Source organism: Sorangium sp. KYC3313 (genome assembly GCF_052075895.1).
In the GTDB taxonomy this organism is placed as follows: Bacteria; Myxococcota_A; Polyangia; order Polyangiales; family Polyangiaceae; genus Sorangium; species Sorangium cellulosum_B.
In genome coordinates, this window is the sequence record NZ_CP197255.1 from 7,025,928 (window position 1) to 7,042,911 (window position 16,984).

Sequence of the window (16,984 nt, forward strand, 5' to 3'; positions counted from 1 at the left end):
CCGAGCTCCTCGCCGGCGCTGCACGCTCACGCAGCAGAGCGGCGACGGCGGCGGACCACCGCGCCGAGCCCTGCCACGAGCAATCCGACGAGCGCGCCGCGAGGCAGCTGATTCCTGGAGGCCACGTTGAAGCTGCACCCACCCGCGTCGTCCGACGTGCCGTCGCCGCCTGTCGTGGCCGGATCGCTGTCTCCGGAAGAGGTGCTTCCACCCCCGTTGCCCGTCGACCCGCCCGTGGAGGCTCCGCCGGCGCCTTCCGCCGCGCCTCCGGTGGTCGCTCCGTTACCGGCGCCGCTGGCCGCGCTGCCACCTTCGCCGCCAGCGCCGCTGGTCACGCTGCCGCCTGCGCCTGAAGCGCTGCCGTTTGCGGCGCCACCTCCGCCCGAGGCGTCGCTGCCTCCGGTTCCATCACCGCCGCCCGCGCCTTCTCCGGGGGGCGGCGGGTCCATATCCAGCCCGAAGAAGCGCACGGCGTCGCCCCACAAGCCTCGCCCCGAGAGATCGTGCGGGGCGTTTGGCGCGGAGTTCGTCTCCAGGACGAGCGTCCCCGCAGCGTTCGTGTAAGAGGCCCGATCCCAGGTATCCTGGGAACCCTTGAAGCTGCTCGTCTTGCTGTCGGACTGACTCAGACCCAGGACGTTCGTCCACTGCGCGATCTCGGCAGGAAAGTTCGGGTCGTAGTTGAGCGTGGTGTCAGCCTTTCCGTGCCAGAGCTGAAGCCGAGGCCTTGCGCCTGTGAAGTTCGGGCTCGCCTTGCGCACGATGTCACCCCACTGGGCAGCGGTCCTGTTGCCAGGGGTCGTCCAGCCATAGGCGTTGCCTCCGGTCCAGGCGCCGGCGGGAACACCAGCCAGCACCGAACCCCCGGCGAACACGTCGGGGTAGGCCGCGAGGAGCGCATTCGTCATGCAAGCGCCGGAGGAGGCCCCCGCAGCGAAGACCCGGGTCGGATCGGCGTGGTGCTGTGTGACGGCGTACTGGACCATCTTGGTGATGGCCTCTCGCTCACCGCTGCGCGCGGGCGTTGCGTCAAAGCAGTTGCCGCCTGCTTGCGGAGTGATGATGAGGAAGCCGTGCTGATCCGCCAGACCCTGGAACCAGCCGTGAGCGTTTCCGGCGTTCCCGCTGCAGTAGTGCAGCGAGACCACGACCCCCGGCGAAGCGTCGACCTTGTCCGGGACGTAGAGGTCCATGGGCGTGTTCCCGCCGTAGTTGACCCGGGTCTGCCACGAAGCCGCCAATGACGGCGAGATCGCGAGCAACACGGTTGCGAGGGAAGCGGCGGCGGGCACGACGAATCGAAGGGTGGTGGTCATTGGCTACCTCGCTATCGCTATATCAATAACAGTCGACGAGTCGAACAGAAATCGCGACTCGCCGAGGTGCGTAGTCGAGGAAAGCCCGATCGCTGGGCGAGGAGGTGTGGCGTTTCGTAACAGTCCGTGGGGGTGTGGCGTTTCGTAACAATCGGTGGAAGGAATGGAAGGGCCCGTCAGCGCCGCGGCCATCGCTGAAGACGAGGTCGTCGTCGCTCTGCTCCCGGTGGGTCGCGGCCAGTCAGGTGGGAGCGATCGCGACAGGACAGGATAGGCCAATCCATGGCAGCGCTGACCGGCTGAGGCCGGCGCAGCGGAAAATTGCATGAGCCTCTGACCGTGACGTGGCATAGTGGATGCCCTTCTTCCGCCCTGGCATGCCATGTCGAGCCCTGACGAGACCACGATTGCCCCCGGGGATGTCCTCCTCGGCAAGTATCGCGTGGAGAGCGTCCTCGGACGGGGCGCCATGGGGCTCGTCGTCGCCGCGCGCCACCTCGCCCTCGACGAGCGCGTCGCGATCAAGGTGCTGTTGCCGAAGTACGTGCGGGATCCGGAGATCCTCCAGCGCTTTCTGAGGGAGGGGCGCGCCGCCGTGCGCGTCCGCAGCCAGCACGTCGTGCGCGTCGCCGACGTCGGCGCGCTCGAGAGCGGCGCGCCGTACATGGTGATGGATCACCTCGAGGGGAGGGACCTCGCCGCCGTGCTCGCCGAGAGCGGGCGCCTCGCGGTGCCCGTGGCCGTCGAGCTGGTGCTCCAGGTCTGCGAGGCGCTCGCGGAGGCGCACGCGCAAGGCATCGTCCACCGGGACGTGAAGCCGAGCAACCTGTTCGTCACGCGGAACGCGGACGGCTCGCCGTGCGTCAAGGTGCTCGACTTCGGGATCTCCAAGATGACGCACGCGGAGGACCACGCGCTGACGCGGGTGGGGGGAGTGCTCGGCTCGCCGCTCTACATGTCCCCCGAGCAGCTCCGCTCCTCGAGCGACGTCGACGGCCGCGCGGACATCTATTCGCTGGGCGTCGTCCTCTTCGAGCTGCTCACGGGGCGAACGCCGTTCTTCGCGCGCGAGCTCGCGCAGCTCGTCTACCTGGTCACGCAGGGGGAGCCGCAGCGGCCGCGCGCACTCCGCCCGGACCTCCCGGAGCCGCTGGAGCAGGTGATCCTCGCGGCGATCGCGCGCGATCGCGATCGCCGGTTCCCGACCGTCGCGGATCTCGCGCTCCCGCTCGTGCCGTTCGCGCCGCCGCACGCGCGCGCGGCGGCCGAGCGCCTCTTCGGCGCGCTGCGCGGCGCGCTCCCGGCCGGGGCGCTGCTGCCCGGCGCTCCTCGCACGGCCGCGGCGATCACCGCGGCCGGGGCGACGCTCCCCGCGTCGACCGTGCCCCTCGGCGGGGGAGCGCTCACCATGGCGCCGCTCGGTACGACGAACCGCAAGCCAGCGTCGCGCGAGAAGCGCGCCGCCGCGCTCGGGCTCGGCCTTGCGCTCGTGAGCGGCGGCCTGCTCCTCTGGCGCCTGTCGGACCGAGCCCCAAGCGACATCGAGCGCGAGACGGCGGCGCCGGCGGGTCCTCAGGGCGCGGTCCCGGAGCCGCGCCCCGCGCAGCCGAGCGCCGCGCCGGAGCCGCGCCCCGTACAGCCGAGCGCCGGGCCGGAGCCGCGCCCCGCGCAGCCGAGCGCCGCGCCGGACGCGGCCGTCGAGCCGGCCGCCAGCGCCGTGCCGCCGCCAGGCGCCGCTCCCGGCGCGTCGGCCGTGGGGCCGCCGCCCGGGGCGCGCGCCGCCGCCGCCGGCGCCCCCGCCGCGCAGAGGCCCGCGAGGCCGGGCGGCTCGGCGCAGCCGGCGAAGCGCGGCGCGCCGCAGGGGAAGCGGCCCTCCAGCGCCGACCCGTTCTCGCGCGATGTCTTCTGATACCTTTGATACCTTCGCCGACGCGATGACGCCGCCGCAGACGAAAGGCCGACCGAAGCGCGGGCGCGCCGCGCGTCTCTGCGCGATCGGCATCGGCCTGGCCGCGGCGATCGCCGGCGGGCGCGCGGCGAGGGCCGAGGACAAGGCGGGCGCCGTGGCGCTGTTCCGGGAGGCGGGAGCGCTCGTCGACGCCGGCCAGGCGTCGCGCGCCTGCCCCAAGTACGAGGAGAGCCTGCGCCTCTACGACAGCGTCAATACCCGCTATTTCCTCGCCGATTGCTACGAGCGCGTCGGCAGGATGGCCTCCGCGTGGGCGCACTTCCTCGAGGTCGCCGCGCGGGTGCACGCGAGCGGCGACCGGGTGAAGGAGGCGAAGGCGCGCGAGCGCGCGGCGGCCGTCCAGCCGAAGGTCTCGCGCCTCTCGGTGGTCGTCGAGGCCGCGGGCACGCCGGGCCTCGAGGTGAAGCGCGACGGCACACCGGTCGGCCCCGGCCAGTGGGGCGTGCCCATGCCGGTCGACGCGGGGCCCCACGTGATCCAGGCCAGCGCGCCGGGCAAGCGGGCGTGGACGGCGCAGGTCGAGGTGAAGCCGGGCGGCGTGACCTCGACCCTCGTCGTGCGCGCGCTGGAGGACGACCCCGCGTCGAGCGACGCGGGCGGCGCGAGGGATGGCCGCCGCACGATCGCGCTCGTCACGGCGGGCGCGGGGGTCGTCGCCGTCGGCGTCGGGGCGGCGCTCGGCTTCGCGGCGAAGTCGAGGTTCGACGAGTCGCGCCCGTTCTGCAACGGCGACCGCTGCGATCGGCGCGGCATGGACATCCGCGGCAGCGCCGTGGCGCGCGCGAACGTCGCGACCGTGGTCTTCGGCGTCGGCCTCGCGGCCGTTGCCGGCGGCGGCATGCTGTGGCTCACCGCGAGGAGCTCGGCCCAGGGCGCGTCGCTGGCGATTTCGCCCGCGGTGGGCGGAGCGCTCGTGCAAGGCAGCTTCTGATGCGCTTCCTGGTGCTCACGGTCGCCCTCTGCGCGTCGGTGTCGCTGAGCGGATGCGGCCTCGTCCTCGGCATCTCGCCCGGCGAATACGACCCGGATCCGTTCGGCCTCGATGACGGCGCCGGGGGAGCCGGCGGCTCGGACGCGGGTGCGGGCGGCTCGGGCGGCTCGGACGCGGAGCCCGAGCTCCCTGCCTGCACCGCGCTCCTCGACGACCTGGAGGACGGCGACGGCGCGATCCTCCGGTGCAAGGACCGTGTCGGCAGCTGGTACACGTACAACGACGGCACCCGGGGCGGCGCGCAGACCCCGCTGCCCGGCCGCCCGTTCGTACCGGTCTCGCCCGGGCACGACTCGAGCGAGTACGCCGCTCACGTCGCGGGGAGCGGCTTCGTCTCGAGGGGGGCCGGCATGGGGTTCGACCTGAGCTTCGCCCCGGGGGGCGCGAAGCTCACCTACGACGCTTCTGCCTACTCGGGCCTGACCTTCTGGGCCAAGGCGGCGGCGCCGACGCACATCTACGTGAACTTCCCCGACCGCAACACCGATCGCGAGGGCGGCGTGTGTGAAGGCACCGGCTGCGGCGACCACTTCGGCGAGGGGATCGACATCACGACCGAGTGGGCGCAGTACACGGTCATGTTCGATATCCTCAGCACGGACGGCTGGGGCGTGCCTGCGCCTCCGGCGTTCGACGCTGCGCACGCCTACTCGATCGAGTTCCACACGGCGAAGTCGACCGTGTTCGACATGCTCGTGGACGACATCGCGTTCGTCCCGTGACGAAGCCCGCCCCCCCACCATCGGTCACGACCACGTTCGTCGGCCATGGCGGGGGCGTGGCCTGAGCGCAGGCGGGCGGCGCGACGGGGCCGGCTCACATCGCGGTGATCGCGATGTTGTCGACGAGGACCGGATCGCCGGTCGAGACGCGGATCTGCAGGTTGTTGCGCGCCCACCGGTTCGCCACGTCGAGGGTCGCGAGCGCGGTGAGGTCCCAGAGCGCGTTGCGGCGCTGGCTGTCGAAGCCGAGGTTGTACCAGTCGCGCCGGGCCTCGCCGCGCAGCCGCTCGAGGTCGCGCTGGATGTCGAACTCCCAGTCGAGCTCCTTGTCCGCCCAGCCGTAGTAATTGGCCGGGGTGAGCCCGAGGCTCGTGACGAGCGAGACGTTGACCGTGGGGCCCTGGGCCGCGGGGTCGAAGCTCGGGTTGACGTAACCCGAGTAGAGCAGATCGCGCATCGAGAGCGCGTTGCGCCCCCAGCACCCGGCGGAGCACGCCGTGGAGAGCGGGGCGATGATCATCTTGCCGTTCGCCGCGTTGAAATGGGGCGAGCCGCTCATGCCACCTTCTCCCCAGACGTTCATCTCGACGCCGGTGTTCGGCGCCGAGGCCGGGTGCGCCAGAAGGCCGTACCGCTCGTGTACAAGGGCAAGCGCTTTGCGTCGGACCTTCGCCTCGACTTGCTCGTGGACGATCGAGTCACCGTCGAGTCACCGTCGAGTCACCGTCGAGTGCAAGGCGGCGGCCGCCTACAACAGAGTGTTCGAGGCGCAGGCCCTCACCTACCTGCGGCTATCCGATCTCAAGCTCGCGATTGTCATCAACTTCGGCGAAGTGAGGGGGAGGCAGGCCATCCATCGCGTCGTCAATGGATTGGAAGAATGACCTTCCTCTCTCTCGCATTTTTGCGTCTTGGCGCCTTTGCGTCTTTGCGTTAAATTCTCCGGTCTCCCGCTACGAGTAGACACGCCCATGCACCGCCTCTGCGACCACGGTCTGCGAGCAGGCGACGCATCCCACAGATCCCGCACCGCATCGCCCAGCCATGCGATGCGGCAGGGCGCCCCCGCGGATGCCCGCAAGTCGTTCTGCCCTTGCTCGGCTCATGCGCCCATAGATCCTACGGAGGAGCCAGTAATTCTAGCGGGTGAGCGTGTCCCGTTGGGTTCAGCGGTTACCGCTCTACTGTACGCGCCTCCGGAGTGAGCACGCGGGCAGCGGACGCTTGATGCCCTCGGGTGTCGGCGGAGCCGACGTTGCCAGCGCCAGCGTGAGCGAGGTCGCAGCCCAGATTGAAGGTCGGACCGGGAGGGGGCCGGGAGCGCGGAGGGGAGCGGGAGCTCCAGCACCCTCGACGCGAGGTTATTCCCAGTTCTTGCGCTGGGGATTCTCCCAGGGCGCCTTGCACAACACGCAATCATTGCCGAAGAAATGGCCCCGCGCGCCCATGTCGTTGTAGATCCAGTAGCGCATCCATGCGACGATCGCGGGCCGCTCCTCGCCGCCGCCGTCGCTCTCGATGTATGCATGCGGCGCGCCCGTCAGCGTTGCCAGGAATGTGGGCACTTCGGACATGTCGTAGGTGTCCTGCTGGAGGGGCATGCCGACAGTATCCCGGGTGCCAGTCGTCTGCAGCATCGTGCCGTGGAGGTCGGCCGAGGCCCTGTGGCCGTGGATCGAGACGACAGTGGCCACCGCCTCGTGACCGCCGAGTTGCACGGCCGAGGTGCCACCGACCGAGAAGCCCATCGAGACCGCGTGATCGACGTAGAGCTTGCCCTGGTATTTGCCTGGCGCGTCGTTCTGCTCCAGGATCCAATTGAGACCATCCTTCATCTTCATGAGATTGCCTGCGTCGCCGGGGCCGCCACTGAGGACGGGGCACCCGACGACCACGAAACCGTGAGAAGCAAAGTTCGTCAGCATGGTCGTGTGCACCGCCACCTGCTGGCCGATGCCGGGGCCGAAAATGATCGGAGCGTGCAAGAAGCCGTCCACACCCAAGGGTTCGGGCCTAAACACCGTATAGGCTCCGTTCGGCCCCACGTTCCGCTCCACGGTCGTCGCGAACGGGCCCTCGGCAGAGTAATCCGTGATGGGCGGGAGCGCCGAACCACCGGCTCCGCCGGCTCCTGCGCCGCCGTCACCTGCTCCGCCCGCGCCCGCGCCTGCTCCGCCCGCGCCCGCGCCTGCTCCGCCCATTCCACCGGCGCTGGTGTCGGCACCGCTACTGGCCGCGCCACCCGACCCAGCGGATCCGCCGGTCGACGCCCCGCTGGTGGTGGCTGACACGCTCGAACTGCCCGCACCGGCAGCTTGTGCCGCGCCGCCGTTGTCTTCGCCGCACGCCAGCAGCGCGACGCTCGAGAGCAAGCAGAAGACATTGAAACGCCTGACGGTTTTCTTTTTGTTGTACATGAGGCCTCTCTGGTTACGTCACGCCAGCGCCAAGCGCCTGCTTCAGGCCGACGATGACGATGTTGGCAGACAGGTGGTTGCCAGGCGTTCCGCCTTGGAACCGTTGCAACGCTCCCCTGCATGCTGCTCATCTGGAGCGAGAGCCGACCGTCAGGGTTAACGCGCATGAAGGAGAAGGGCCCGATGCGCATGACAGTCTATCCAGGGTTAAGCGGAAGAATATCCAGAAAGCCAATGTGAACGCTCACATTGCCGGCGTCAATCAAAAACCGCCGCGCGGCGATCCTCGATGATCCGATGGGTGCGCAGCGGCGGCCGCCTCGTGAGATGCAGCGGCGCTCCGGGCCGTGCGGCGGACGTGGCTTCGGTGGGTAGGGGGGTCCAAACGCTTTTGCGAAGGCAAGTGCCCACTCGCTCCAACGTTCGGTTGACATCATCGCACAACCACGACGCGGTCGTGCCATCCAGAAAACCCTAGTAATTTTAGCAGGTAAGCGTGTCCCGTTGGGCTCAGCGGTTGCCGCTCTACTGTACGCGCCTCCGGAGTGAGCTCGTCCAAACGGGGCGCCGGCGTGCCACGCGCCCACACGTTCGCCTCGTCCCGGCGTCTGGTCGGGTGACCGTCGGGGGTCTCGTGGCGGCTCGCTACGCTGCGGCGCCGCCCATCCAGGAGGCCGGGTCGTCCGGCTCGCGGGTCCGGGATCGCGGCGAGGTCGGATCGGCGGGCAGGCCGAGGTGTTCCAGGATCTTCCTGGCGGTCGCCTTCTCGGTGATGGCGGCGAGCAGGCGCAGGCGGCCGGCGCAGTGCGCGCAACGGAGGGCGTCGAGCCCGAACGTTCGACGGATGAGCTTGGTCCAGTCGATGCGCGGCGAGATCTGGTGCGCGGTCCCGCATCGACCGGACGATCGAAGGTGCCCAGCGCGGCCCCGACGAGGAGCGCGAGCGCCGCGGATCTCAGGTCAGGATCTCGACATACCCGTCCGTTCCATGCACGCGGATACGTTGTCCATCCCGGATCAGCCTGGTCGCGCTGTCCACGCCGACGACCGCCGGCAGGCCGTATTCCCGGGCGATCACCGCGCCATGGGTCATCAGGCCCCCCACCTCGGTCACAAGGCCCTTGACGGACACGAACAAGGGCGTCCAGCTGGGATCGGTGAAGGGGGTGACCAGGATGTCCCCCGCCTCCAGCTCCGCGTCGGCCATGTCCAGGAGGACGCGGGCTCGTCCCTCGACGACGCCGGAGGAGACCGCCAGGCCGACGAGGGCCCCGGCGGGGAGATCGGCTCGTCTGTGCGCGCCTGTCACGACCTCCCCATCGGACGTGATGACGAGCGGCGGCGACAATTTTTTGTGGAGCTCGTGTTCCGCTCTCCGCTGGCCGACGATCCGGTCGTCCAGCCGGTGGGTGCGCACGACCTCGCGGAGCTCGTCGAACGTGAGATAGTAGATGTCTTCGGCCTCGTGGATCACGCCGGCCTGCACGAGCCGCTCGGCTTCTTGCAGCAAGGCCTGCTTGTAGATGAAGTAGCGATTGACGAGGCCGTACTTCGGATACTCGCGATAGCCGATGAAGCTCCGGAGCCGGTCGATCATCCGCTGGGCCTCGCCGGCCTTCTGCTCCCCGTCCGGCAGCTGCCTCAGCCGGTCGAGCAGCGCACGCGCTCGCTGCGAGGCCTCCTGCCGCCCCTGCTCGAACCTCCGCGCGCCGGCACGAGGCTCGAAGTTCTTGATGTTGCTCAGGATCAAGGGGACCAGGGTCGCTGGCTTCTCGCTCCAGCGGGCCCTCGTGACGTCGATCTCCCCCACGCATCGCATCCCGTATCTGTCGAGGTAAGCCCGGATGGCGTCCCGGGCTTCCTTGCCGCCGTCGAGCGCGACCAGCTCATCCAGGAAGCCATCGTGCTTCACGCTCTGCAGATAAGCGACCACGTCCGGATAAGGACGGATCACGTCGGCGACATCCAGCAGCGCCAGGCCCATCTCCGACGTGATGTTGTTCGACACGGACTGGGAGAGCGTATCCGCGACGCTCTTCTCGCCGAGCCACGCCATCATCTTCTCGTTGATCCACGAGGAAGCGTTGATGCCCGCCATGATCACGCCCATGCTCTGCGGACCGAACATGGACGAGTTCCGTTGCTGGATGTCCTCCCGGATGAGGTCGAACAACGCCGTTCCGGTCCTGGTCCGGATGTCGCGCTTCAGCTCCGCCAGCGCGGCCTGGGTGCGCTCGATCAGCTCCGCGACGATCGCCGGGTCGTCCTCGACCTGCGCGTCGAAGCGCCCGGGCGCCTGCTTGCCCTGCCCGGGGCGCGGGGCCGTCGGATCGTCGGGCGAGGGCTCGATGAAGTCTCCCCGCTCGATGATCGTCGAGAGGGCGTCCCTGAGGAGCGGATGGGAGCGCCCCAGGAGATCCAGGAGGGCGTCCCGGCTGGCCGGTGAGGCCAGCTGCTTCGTGGGATCGACGAACAACCTGCCGCCCGCCGCGAGCATGCGGCCACCCGAGGTCAGCTGGAACAAGGACAGCCCCAGGGGCTTCATCGCGTCGGTCATCATCTGTTGATGGCCGACCGATATGTAGACGTGGTTGCCTCGATCACCGGCTTCGGGGATGGGGTACAGGGTCGTGATCGGCCGGCTCTGGACGATGTGGAGCTCCTCCTCGACCAGGCACCACTCGATGTCCTGGGGGTGGCCGAAATGCCCTTCGATCTGCCGGCCCAGGCGCTCCAGCCGCAGGATCTGCGCGTCGGTCAGCACCTGCCCGTCCCGCCGCTCGGGCTCGATCGCCCGCTCTTCGGTGCCGCCCTCCTCCAGGGCACGCGTGGCCAGCGTCTTCCTGGCGATCGCCTTCTCGAGGACCTCGCCGTTCCGCACCTTGTAGCGATCGGCGCTCGCCAGGCCGGCGACCAGGGCCTCCCCCAGCCCGAAGCCAGCCTCGATCGACGACACCTTCCGGTTCGACGTGACGGGATCGGCCGTGAAGACGATCCCGGCGGCCTGCGGGAAGACCATCTTCTGCACCACCACCGCCATGTGGACCTTGCGGTGATCGAAGCCGTGCTGGATCCGGTAGGTCACAGCCCGCTCGGTGAAGAGCGATGCCCAGCACCGGCGGACGTGCTGCAGGATCGCCTGCGTCCCGAGGACGTTCAGGTACGTATCCTGCTGGCCCGCGAAGGAAGCCCCCGGCAGATCCTCCGCCGTCGCGCTGGACCGCACGGCATAGGCGTCGCCCGCGCCGAGCGTGGAAAGAGCTTGAGTGAGCGCCTCTCGTAAGTCCTCGGGGATGGCCGTCTCTTCGATGATCCGGCGCAGCTCGGCGCTGAGCTCCCGGATCCCGTCCCGGTCCTCCGCCGCGAGCGACGACAGCCGATCGAGCAACCCGCCGACCGACGGCGCTTCTCCCATGATCCGCTGGAAGGCCTCGGTCGTCACGCAGAAACCAGCGGGCACGCGGATCCCCTCGATCCTGGAGAGCTCCCCCAGGTTCGCGCCCTTCCCGCCGACCACCCTGGCCTTCGTCCGATCGACCTCCTGGAGAGCAAGCACATAGGTCCGCATCCGTTCACCTCCATCAGGGCGTCGGCGGCTCGTTCGCGTCGACGGATCGTCACGCCCCCCTCGTCGAAGGGCGCCACTATAACGCGAACCAGGAGGGACTCCACCGAGAGAAACCCCAGCATGGCGACCTCGTCAGGTCGACGAGCGGCATCCATGCTTCCGGTGGCTCGACGCGCGCAGCAGCATCGCCCCGGAGGCAACACCGCAGATGCGCTGCACCCTCTGTCACCTGCGGGAAGTTGCCCCGGATCGGCAGCAAAACCGCCATGGCGCCAAGGTCGCCAAGGGGAGAAGAGGAAGTGCCGTCCCGGCATTCCCTTGCACGCCGGCGGAGCCCTTGGGCCGAAACGGTCGAATCCGGACACCAACCCGGGTCCGCGCGGGCTGCCTCGCCTTCAGGATCTCCGCTGCCGCTCGATCTCGGCGCGCAGGCGTTACGCTATTTCGTCAGGACGACATGGGTGGCGTGGCCCGTGGAGGCGTGCTCCGTGCACCTGTAGCCGAGGCTCACCGTATCGATGCCGGCGAGGAGGTGCTCGCCCCGGCCGAGGAGCACGGGGGAGATCACGAGGTGGAGCTCGTCGATGAGCCCCGCGGTGAGGTACTGCCGAACGGTGGCGACGCCGCCGCCGAGCCGGATGTCCTTGCCCTGGGCCGCCTCCTTCGCGCGCTCCAGCGCGGCGTGGATGCCCTCGGTCACGAAGTGGAACGTCGTTCCGCCCTCCATGGTGAAGGACTCACGGGCGTGGTGCGTGAGCACGAAGACGGGCACGTGGTAGGGCGGGTTCTTGCCCCACCATCCCTTCCAGCCGTCGTCGGGCCAGGGGCCCCGCTGCGGCCCGAACATGTTGCGGCCCATGATCCAGGCGCCGAGGTTCTCGAAGCCGCGCGCGGCGAAGTCGTCGTCGACGCCCGCTCGGCCGACCGTGTCGCCGATCAGCGAGCCAGCGTAGTCGGCGGACATCTTCTGGAACGTCTTCGTGCCGAGGACCCACTGGTGCAGCGCCATCCCTCCGACGCCCATCGGATTGGCCAGATCCTGGCCGGGACCGGCGCCATGGCCGTCGATCGAGATCCCAAACGCGTTTACCCGAAGCCTCGACATGAGCGCAACTCCTTCCGGCGCAGGCATCGCCTGCGACCCTTGTGACGACCGTTCTTCTGAAGTGGCGACGAACGACCCAGGGACGGATCGACACGCCGACGAATCTTTTTGGCTCCTCCGCGGGATCTGTGGGCGCATGAGCCGAGCAAGGGCAGAACGACTTGCGGGCGTCCGAGGGGCGCCCTGCCGCATCGCATGGCTGGGCGATGCGTTGCGGGCATCCGCGGGATGCGTCGGCTGCTCGCAGACCGTGGTCGCGGAGGCGGTGCATGGGCGTGTCTACTCGTGGCGGGAGACCGAAGATTTAACACCAAGGCGCAAAAATCGTGCCGCGGGCACACGTCGCCCTCCGGGCGTTGGGTCGGAGGGGGACGCGCCCCTGGAGGCCCGGGCGGAAGCGCTTCGCGGAGGGTTACTCCAGCTCGATGAGGCCGCAGCCGATGCGGCTGCCGGCTTGCGGGTCTGCCGCGGCGTGCACCACGATCGCGTACTTCGTCACGTCGGTGGCCTCGTCGCCACCGACGGTCCAAACATCGGTCCCGCGCTTGACCATATGCGTGCCCTGGCCTGCCTCATTGCACGTGAAGCTGCCGAGCCCTTCGCCGTTGGGGATCCAGTGGGCGCCCGCAGCATCACCGTTGTTCTCGCAACTCTTGTTCTGGTGGATGTGAGCGGAGTGCTCGCCGGCAGGGCAACCGGACACCGTGATGGTGAGCGTCACATCCTCTCCGGCCTGCGTGAACGTCGCAGTCCCGGTCAGACCGCTCGAGTTCATCCCCTGGAGCTCCGCCTCGGCCCGCAGGGACTCGCCGCCGCCGCTTCCGCCGTCACCGCCGCCGCTTCCGCCGTCACCGCCGCCGCTTCCGCCGTCACCGCCGCCGCTTCCGGACGCGGAGGTGCTCGTCGAGGCGTCGCCGCCGCCCGAGCCGGTCGCGGCCGACGTGCTCGCGCCGCTGCCGGAGCCGGCGGACGACTCACCGTCATCCCCGCACGCGGCCAAGAGAGCGCTGGCACCAAGGGCGAGCAACGAGAGCTTCAACCATCGTGACATAAGTCTCCTTTCCTCAGCGCGACCCGAGCGGGCAGGCAATTGCCCCCGGATGCGGCCAAGCCATCGAGGGAACCAGTATGTCCCAGCGGGGCGAGCGTCCAAGCAGCTTTAGCTATAAAAATCACGCATCGGTCGACTTTTTCGGCGGGGGGGAGCTGCGCCGATAGCGGAAAAATGTGGTCCTGCTTCCCGCGCTCAGCGCTTGAGCTCGCCGTGAGCGCTGGCCAGCCTTGAGCGCCCCGGTGAAGGAGGCTGTCCTGGCAGCGAGGCGATCGTATTCGCGACCGAGCCAGTCAAGAGAATTCTGATTCCACGTAGGACCGTCCAAGTGTTGCTTTATCGTACGGCCGACCTTCTTGAAGGAATCGAGCTGCGACCGAGCAGCCCAGCCAGTCCAATCTACCAGCATTTCGCGCGCGACGTTCGCCTGGCGACCGTCGAGAATGCCAGCGAGCGTCTCTTCGAGCAGGTGAGCCCGGCAGAGTGGTCGATTGCGCCTCTGCACCTCCGCCAGCCGCTCGGTTTCGGGCTGCATCAGGTTCCATGGATTCTTCTGGAGAGCGAAGCGGGTCTTCCTTATGGCTTTGGGCTCGTGGCAAACTCCCCATGGCTCTCGTTTGGTGAGGTTCAACGCATATGAGACGCAGGATCAAGCTCATCGCGATCGAGGTCGCCGGTGCGGTCGCGTTCCTGGTGCCCGGGCAGGCCCTGGCGTCGCCCGAGGGGTCGTTCAACCCCGGCTTCTTGCTGTCCGTCGGCAACGGCGAATGCACGGTCGGTGTCGGTGCGGAGCTCAGCGGCATGTATTTCCCGAAAGGCGACCCGGGCTCGATCGGTTACGGCGGTTTCCTCCAGATGCAGACCTATGCCGGCGACTATTCGCGCCATGCGCTCGGGTTCCAGCTCGGAAACATCGTCGGTGCAGAGCTCGGCATCGCGGCTCTGACCCGCAGCGAGCTCCACGCGTCGACGGTCGCTCTGCACACGGGCGTCTTCGCCTCGGCCGCCGTGCTGGGGACGGGGCTGCGCGTGACGATCCCGATGAGCGGCACCGATGGCGGCCTCCCGGCTCACGGCGTCGAAGCGTCCTGGGTCTTGACCCTCAAGGTTCCGCTCTACAGCGGCAAGATCTTCAACTCGTTCGGCCGGCCGCTGCGAGACGAACAGGGTCCCATCACGGCCGCGGCGCTCGAAGCGAGCGGCTGGGCGGACGTCGGCGACGCCGCGCTGGTCGCTCACCTTTCGCCGCGCACCGTCGCGCGCCTGAGCTTCACCGACGGCTGCATCGGCGAGACCTTCGCCGCGGCGCTGGCGCGACGAGCGCTGCGCCACGCGACCGATCCGGCCGTCGCGCGGGCGCTCGCGCGCATCGCGACGGACGAAGCGCGGCACGCCGCGCTCGCCTGGAGCATCGTCGCGTGGTGCCTGACGCTCGACCCCGCGCGCGTCCGCGCCGCGCTCGGCGCTGCGCTGGCGGAGCCGGAGATCGAAGCGCAAGCCGCCCCGCTCACGGATGTCCTGGGGCTGCCGATCGTGCCGGCGGCTCGCCACGGAGCGGTGCCCGTCGACGAGCAGAAGCCGCTGCGGCGCCGCGCCGAGCGGACCGCCCGGGCGCGCCTGAAGCGCGTGCTGCGGGCGCCGCGCGAAGCGCGGATTCTCACCGCGGAAGGTGCCACGCGAGGTGACCTCGGACGCGTCGACCTCGCGATCGATCAGACCGCCCCCTGACGCAGCGCCAGCTCACTTCGGGCGGCAGACGGAGCCTTCGACGGCGACGGGCCCCGCGCCTGCGCTCGTGATCGAGCCTATCGGCTCGGCACCGCTCGGACAGCGGTGATCCGGCCGATGGGGGGCGCCGAGGGCGGTCGCGCTTGACCAACGTATGCACCGTGGTGTATATGCATATTCATGCAACTGGATGTCTTCCAGGCCCTGGCCGATCCCACGCGCCGCCGCATCGTCGAGGCTCTCCTTTCCGGCGAGCAACAGGTGGCCGAGGTCGTGGAGAAGGCCGGCATCCACCAGTCGGGCGTGTCGCGGCACCTGCGCATCCTCTCGGAGTCAGGTTTCGTCTCGATGCGACCCGATGGGCAGCGGCGCCTCTACTCCCTTCGTCCCGAGCCTTTCCGCGAGCTCGAGGACTGGCTCGGCCGCTACCGGCAGCTCTGGGAGGAGCGCCTGGATCGTTTTGGCGCCGCGCTCGAGGAGAAGCGCGCGCTGGCTCAGAAGAACCCGGCCGCTCAAGGCGGCCCAACCACGAGGAAGCGACCATGAACAGCGCAGTCAAAGCCCACGCCCGATCCAAGGTCAGAATCGAGCGCACCTATCGCGCCACGTTGCAGGAGGTCTGGGACCTCTGGACCACCCGAGAGGGCTTCGAGTCCTGGTGGGGGCCGCGGAACTTCCGGGCCGCCGTGGCGGAGCTCGATGCGAGGCCGGGCGGCGCCCTGCGTTACGAGATGATCGCCGCCACGCCCGAGATGGTCCGCTCCATGGCGGAGATCGGCCAGCCGCCCTCGCACGCCGTCACCTCCACCTTCGCCGAGCTCAGGCCCATGACACGGCTCGTGCTCCGCAATGTGATCGACTTCTTGCCCGGCGTACCGCCCTACGAGGCCGACATCGAGGTCGAGCTCACGGCGCTCGGCGACCGCGTGAAGATGGTGGTGCTGCTCGACACCATGCATAGCCCCGAGTTCACCGAGATGCAGAAGGAAGGCTTCACCAGCCAGCTCAGCAAGCTGGACGAGAAGTTCGGGGCGGGGTGAGGAGCTGCCGCGGCCGGGCGAGCGGCGTCGCGCGTCAGTAGGCGAAGGCCTGGTAGACCTCGGTCTCCTCCGTCTCCTCGCGCGCATGGTTCGGGGTCCCGCGGTGGAGGCAGCGAACGTCGCGGACCATGACGTCGCTCTCCGCCGGTTCATCCCCATCCCACCGCTGCCGGAATCATCTTCGTCGGAGGAGAATGCGGCGCTCCAGGCGCCCGGCCCACGCGCGCGGGACGGGCAAGTGAGCTCAGCCTCGCGAGGCCGACGCCCGCGCGGCCCCGCTCTGCGTCAGCTGAGGCTGGTCGCCCTCGTGCCTGGACACGGAGCGTCCTCGACGCCGCCTTCGCGGGGGCGCGCGCGGGTCACAGCTTCGAGGCGGCGTGGTCCCAGTTCACCAGGTTCCACCAGGCCTCGACGTACTTCGCCCGGGCATTGCGGTAGTCGATGTAATACGCGTGCTCCCACACGTCGCACGTGAGCAGCGGCGTCTTGCCCTCCGTGAGCGGGCTCCCGGCGTTGCCCGTCTGCACGATTTCCAGCTTGCCTGAGCCGTTCTTCACCAGCCAGGCCCAGCCAGAGCCGAACTGACCGATGGCCGCGGCGGTGAACTTCTCCTTGAACGTCGACACGCTTCCGAACGCCTCGTCGATCGCCGCACGGAGCGCGGCCGGGGGCTCACCGCCGCCCTGCGGCTTCATGCTGTGCCAGTAGAACGTGTGATTCCACACCTGAGCTGCCTGGTTGAAGACCGCGCCGGACGTCGTGCGGACGAGATCCTCGAGGCTCTTTCCCGCGAGCGCCGCGTCCGCTGCCACGAGCTCGTTCAGCTTCGTGACGTAGGCGTTGTGGTGCTTGCCGTGGTGGAAATCGAGCGTCTCGGCCGAGATGTGGGGGACCAGCGCGTCTCTGGAGTAGGGGAGCTCGGGAAGAGTGAAGGTCATGGTTCTGTTCCTCGTGTTGCGTATCGGCGGCCACGCGCTCGTCGCAGCCCGTTGTGAGTAGCTCGGCGAAGACCTTCGGGTGGCGCTCCGGCCACGGATCGAACGTCCGCGCTTCGCGGCCAGACAGCCGCTCCACGTC

General features: G+C 69.2%; 15 protein-coding genes. 7 read left to right on the forward strand and 8 right to left on the reverse strand.

The annotated features are described in order from the left end of the window. Positions 1 to 26: 26 nt before the first annotated feature. Complete coding sequence (locus ACSRUE_RS27255; protein ID WP_441286139.1) at positions 27 to 1,316, reverse strand: extracellular catalytic domain type 1 short-chain-length polyhydroxyalkanoate depolymerase; 1,290 nt, start codon at positions 1,314 to 1,316, stop codon at positions 27 to 29. A gap of 382 nt (positions 1,317 to 1,698) precedes the next feature. Between ACSRUE_RS27255 and ACSRUE_RS27260 the strand changes: the two genes are divergently transcribed. The 3 genes from ACSRUE_RS27260 to ACSRUE_RS27270 are packed head-to-tail and all read left to right on the forward strand — an operon-like array spanning position 1,699 to position 4,998. Continuing rightward, positions 1,699 to 3,225, forward strand: a complete 1,527-nt coding sequence (locus tag ACSRUE_RS27260) for a protein kinase domain-containing protein (RefSeq protein WP_441286140.1) — start codon at positions 1,699 to 1,701, stop codon at positions 3,223 to 3,225. Continuing rightward, on the forward strand, positions 3,215 to 4,216 hold the full coding sequence (locus ACSRUE_RS27265; RefSeq protein ID WP_441286141.1) for a hypothetical protein: 1,002 nt from the start codon (positions 3,215 to 3,217) through the stop codon (positions 4,214 to 4,216). The genes ACSRUE_RS27260 and ACSRUE_RS27265 overlap by 11 nt, the downstream gene beginning before the upstream one ends. Beyond that, positions 4,216 to 4,998 (forward strand): hypothetical protein, encoded by a 783-nt coding sequence (locus ACSRUE_RS27270; protein ID WP_441286142.1) that lies wholly within the window; start codon positions 4,216 to 4,218, stop codon positions 4,996 to 4,998. The genes ACSRUE_RS27265 and ACSRUE_RS27270 overlap by 1 nt, the downstream gene beginning before the upstream one ends. A 94-nt stretch (positions 4,999 to 5,092) precedes the next feature. Here the strand turns inward: ACSRUE_RS27270 and ACSRUE_RS27275 are convergent, their stop codons facing one another. After that, the gene (locus tag ACSRUE_RS27275) at positions 5,093 to 5,557 is read right to left on the reverse strand and encodes a hypothetical protein (protein WP_441286143.1); all 465 of its coding nucleotides are present in this window, start codon (positions 5,555 to 5,557) and stop codon (positions 5,093 to 5,095) included. Here ACSRUE_RS27275 and ACSRUE_RS27280 point away from each other — a divergent pair. After that, a complete protein-coding gene (locus ACSRUE_RS27280) occupies positions 5,511 to 5,882 on the forward strand; it encodes a GxxExxY protein (protein ID WP_441286144.1) in 372 nt (123 codons plus the stop codon). The two genes, ACSRUE_RS27275 and ACSRUE_RS27280, sit on opposite strands and share 47 nt — an antisense overlap. Before the next feature lie 477 nt (positions 5,883 to 6,359). Here ACSRUE_RS27280 and ACSRUE_RS27285 read toward each other — a convergent pair whose 3' ends face one another. The 5 genes from ACSRUE_RS27285 to ACSRUE_RS27305 form a co-directional block, all read right to left on the reverse strand. Next, positions 6,360 to 7,415: an alpha/beta hydrolase gene (locus ACSRUE_RS27285; protein WP_441286145.1), complete on the reverse strand. Its 1,056-nt coding sequence runs from the start codon at positions 7,413 to 7,415 to the stop codon at positions 6,360 to 6,362. A 955-nt stretch (positions 7,416 to 8,370) separates the two neighbouring features. Continuing rightward, a complete protein-coding gene (gene rph, locus ACSRUE_RS27290) occupies positions 8,371 to 10,983 on the reverse strand; it encodes a rifamycin-inactivating phosphotransferase (RefSeq protein ID WP_441286146.1) in 2,613 nt (870 codons plus the stop codon). Positions 10,984 to 11,422: 439 nt separating this feature from the next. Continuing rightward, positions 11,423 to 12,088 (reverse strand): dihydrofolate reductase family protein, encoded by a 666-nt coding sequence (locus ACSRUE_RS27295; RefSeq protein WP_441286147.1) that lies wholly within the window; start codon positions 12,086 to 12,088, stop codon positions 11,423 to 11,425. Positions 12,089 to 12,500: 412 nt separating this feature from the next. Continuing rightward, on the reverse strand, positions 12,501 to 13,139 hold the full coding sequence (locus tag ACSRUE_RS27300; protein WP_441286148.1) for a superoxide dismutase family protein: 639 nt from the start codon (positions 13,137 to 13,139) through the stop codon (positions 12,501 to 12,503). 121 nt (positions 13,140 to 13,260) lie between these two features. Further along, a complete protein-coding gene (locus ACSRUE_RS27305) occupies positions 13,261 to 13,674 on the reverse strand; it encodes a transposase (RefSeq protein ID WP_441286149.1) in 414 nt (137 codons plus the stop codon). 101 nt (positions 13,675 to 13,775) lie between these two features. Here ACSRUE_RS27305 and ACSRUE_RS27310 point away from each other — a divergent pair, with 101 nt between their 5' ends. The 3 genes from ACSRUE_RS27310 (at position 13,776) to ACSRUE_RS27320 (ending at position 15,907) form a co-directional block, all read left to right on the forward strand. Then, positions 13,776 to 14,867 carry a hypothetical protein gene (locus ACSRUE_RS27310; protein WP_441286150.1) on the forward strand — a complete coding sequence of 364 codons (1,092 nt, stop codon included), beginning with the start codon at positions 13,776 to 13,778 and terminating at the stop codon, positions 14,865 to 14,867. A 180-nt stretch (positions 14,868 to 15,047) separates the two neighbouring features. After that, a complete protein-coding gene (locus ACSRUE_RS27315) occupies positions 15,048 to 15,413 on the forward strand; it encodes a metalloregulator ArsR/SmtB family transcription factor (RefSeq protein WP_441286151.1) in 366 nt (121 codons plus the stop codon). Then, on the forward strand, positions 15,410 to 15,907 hold the full coding sequence (locus ACSRUE_RS27320; RefSeq protein ID WP_441286152.1) for an SRPBCC family protein: 498 nt from the start codon (positions 15,410 to 15,412) through the stop codon (positions 15,905 to 15,907). Before ACSRUE_RS27315 ends, ACSRUE_RS27320 begins: the two co-directional genes overlap by 4 nt. Before the next feature lie 359 nt (positions 15,908 to 16,266). On the opposite strand, the gene ACSRUE_RS27325 is transcribed toward ACSRUE_RS27320, so the two are convergent. Then, positions 16,267 to 16,845, reverse strand: a complete 579-nt coding sequence (locus ACSRUE_RS27325; RefSeq protein ID WP_437767126.1) for a superoxide dismutase — start codon at positions 16,843 to 16,845, stop codon at positions 16,267 to 16,269. Between the last annotated feature and the right edge of the window lie 139 nt (positions 16,846 to 16,984).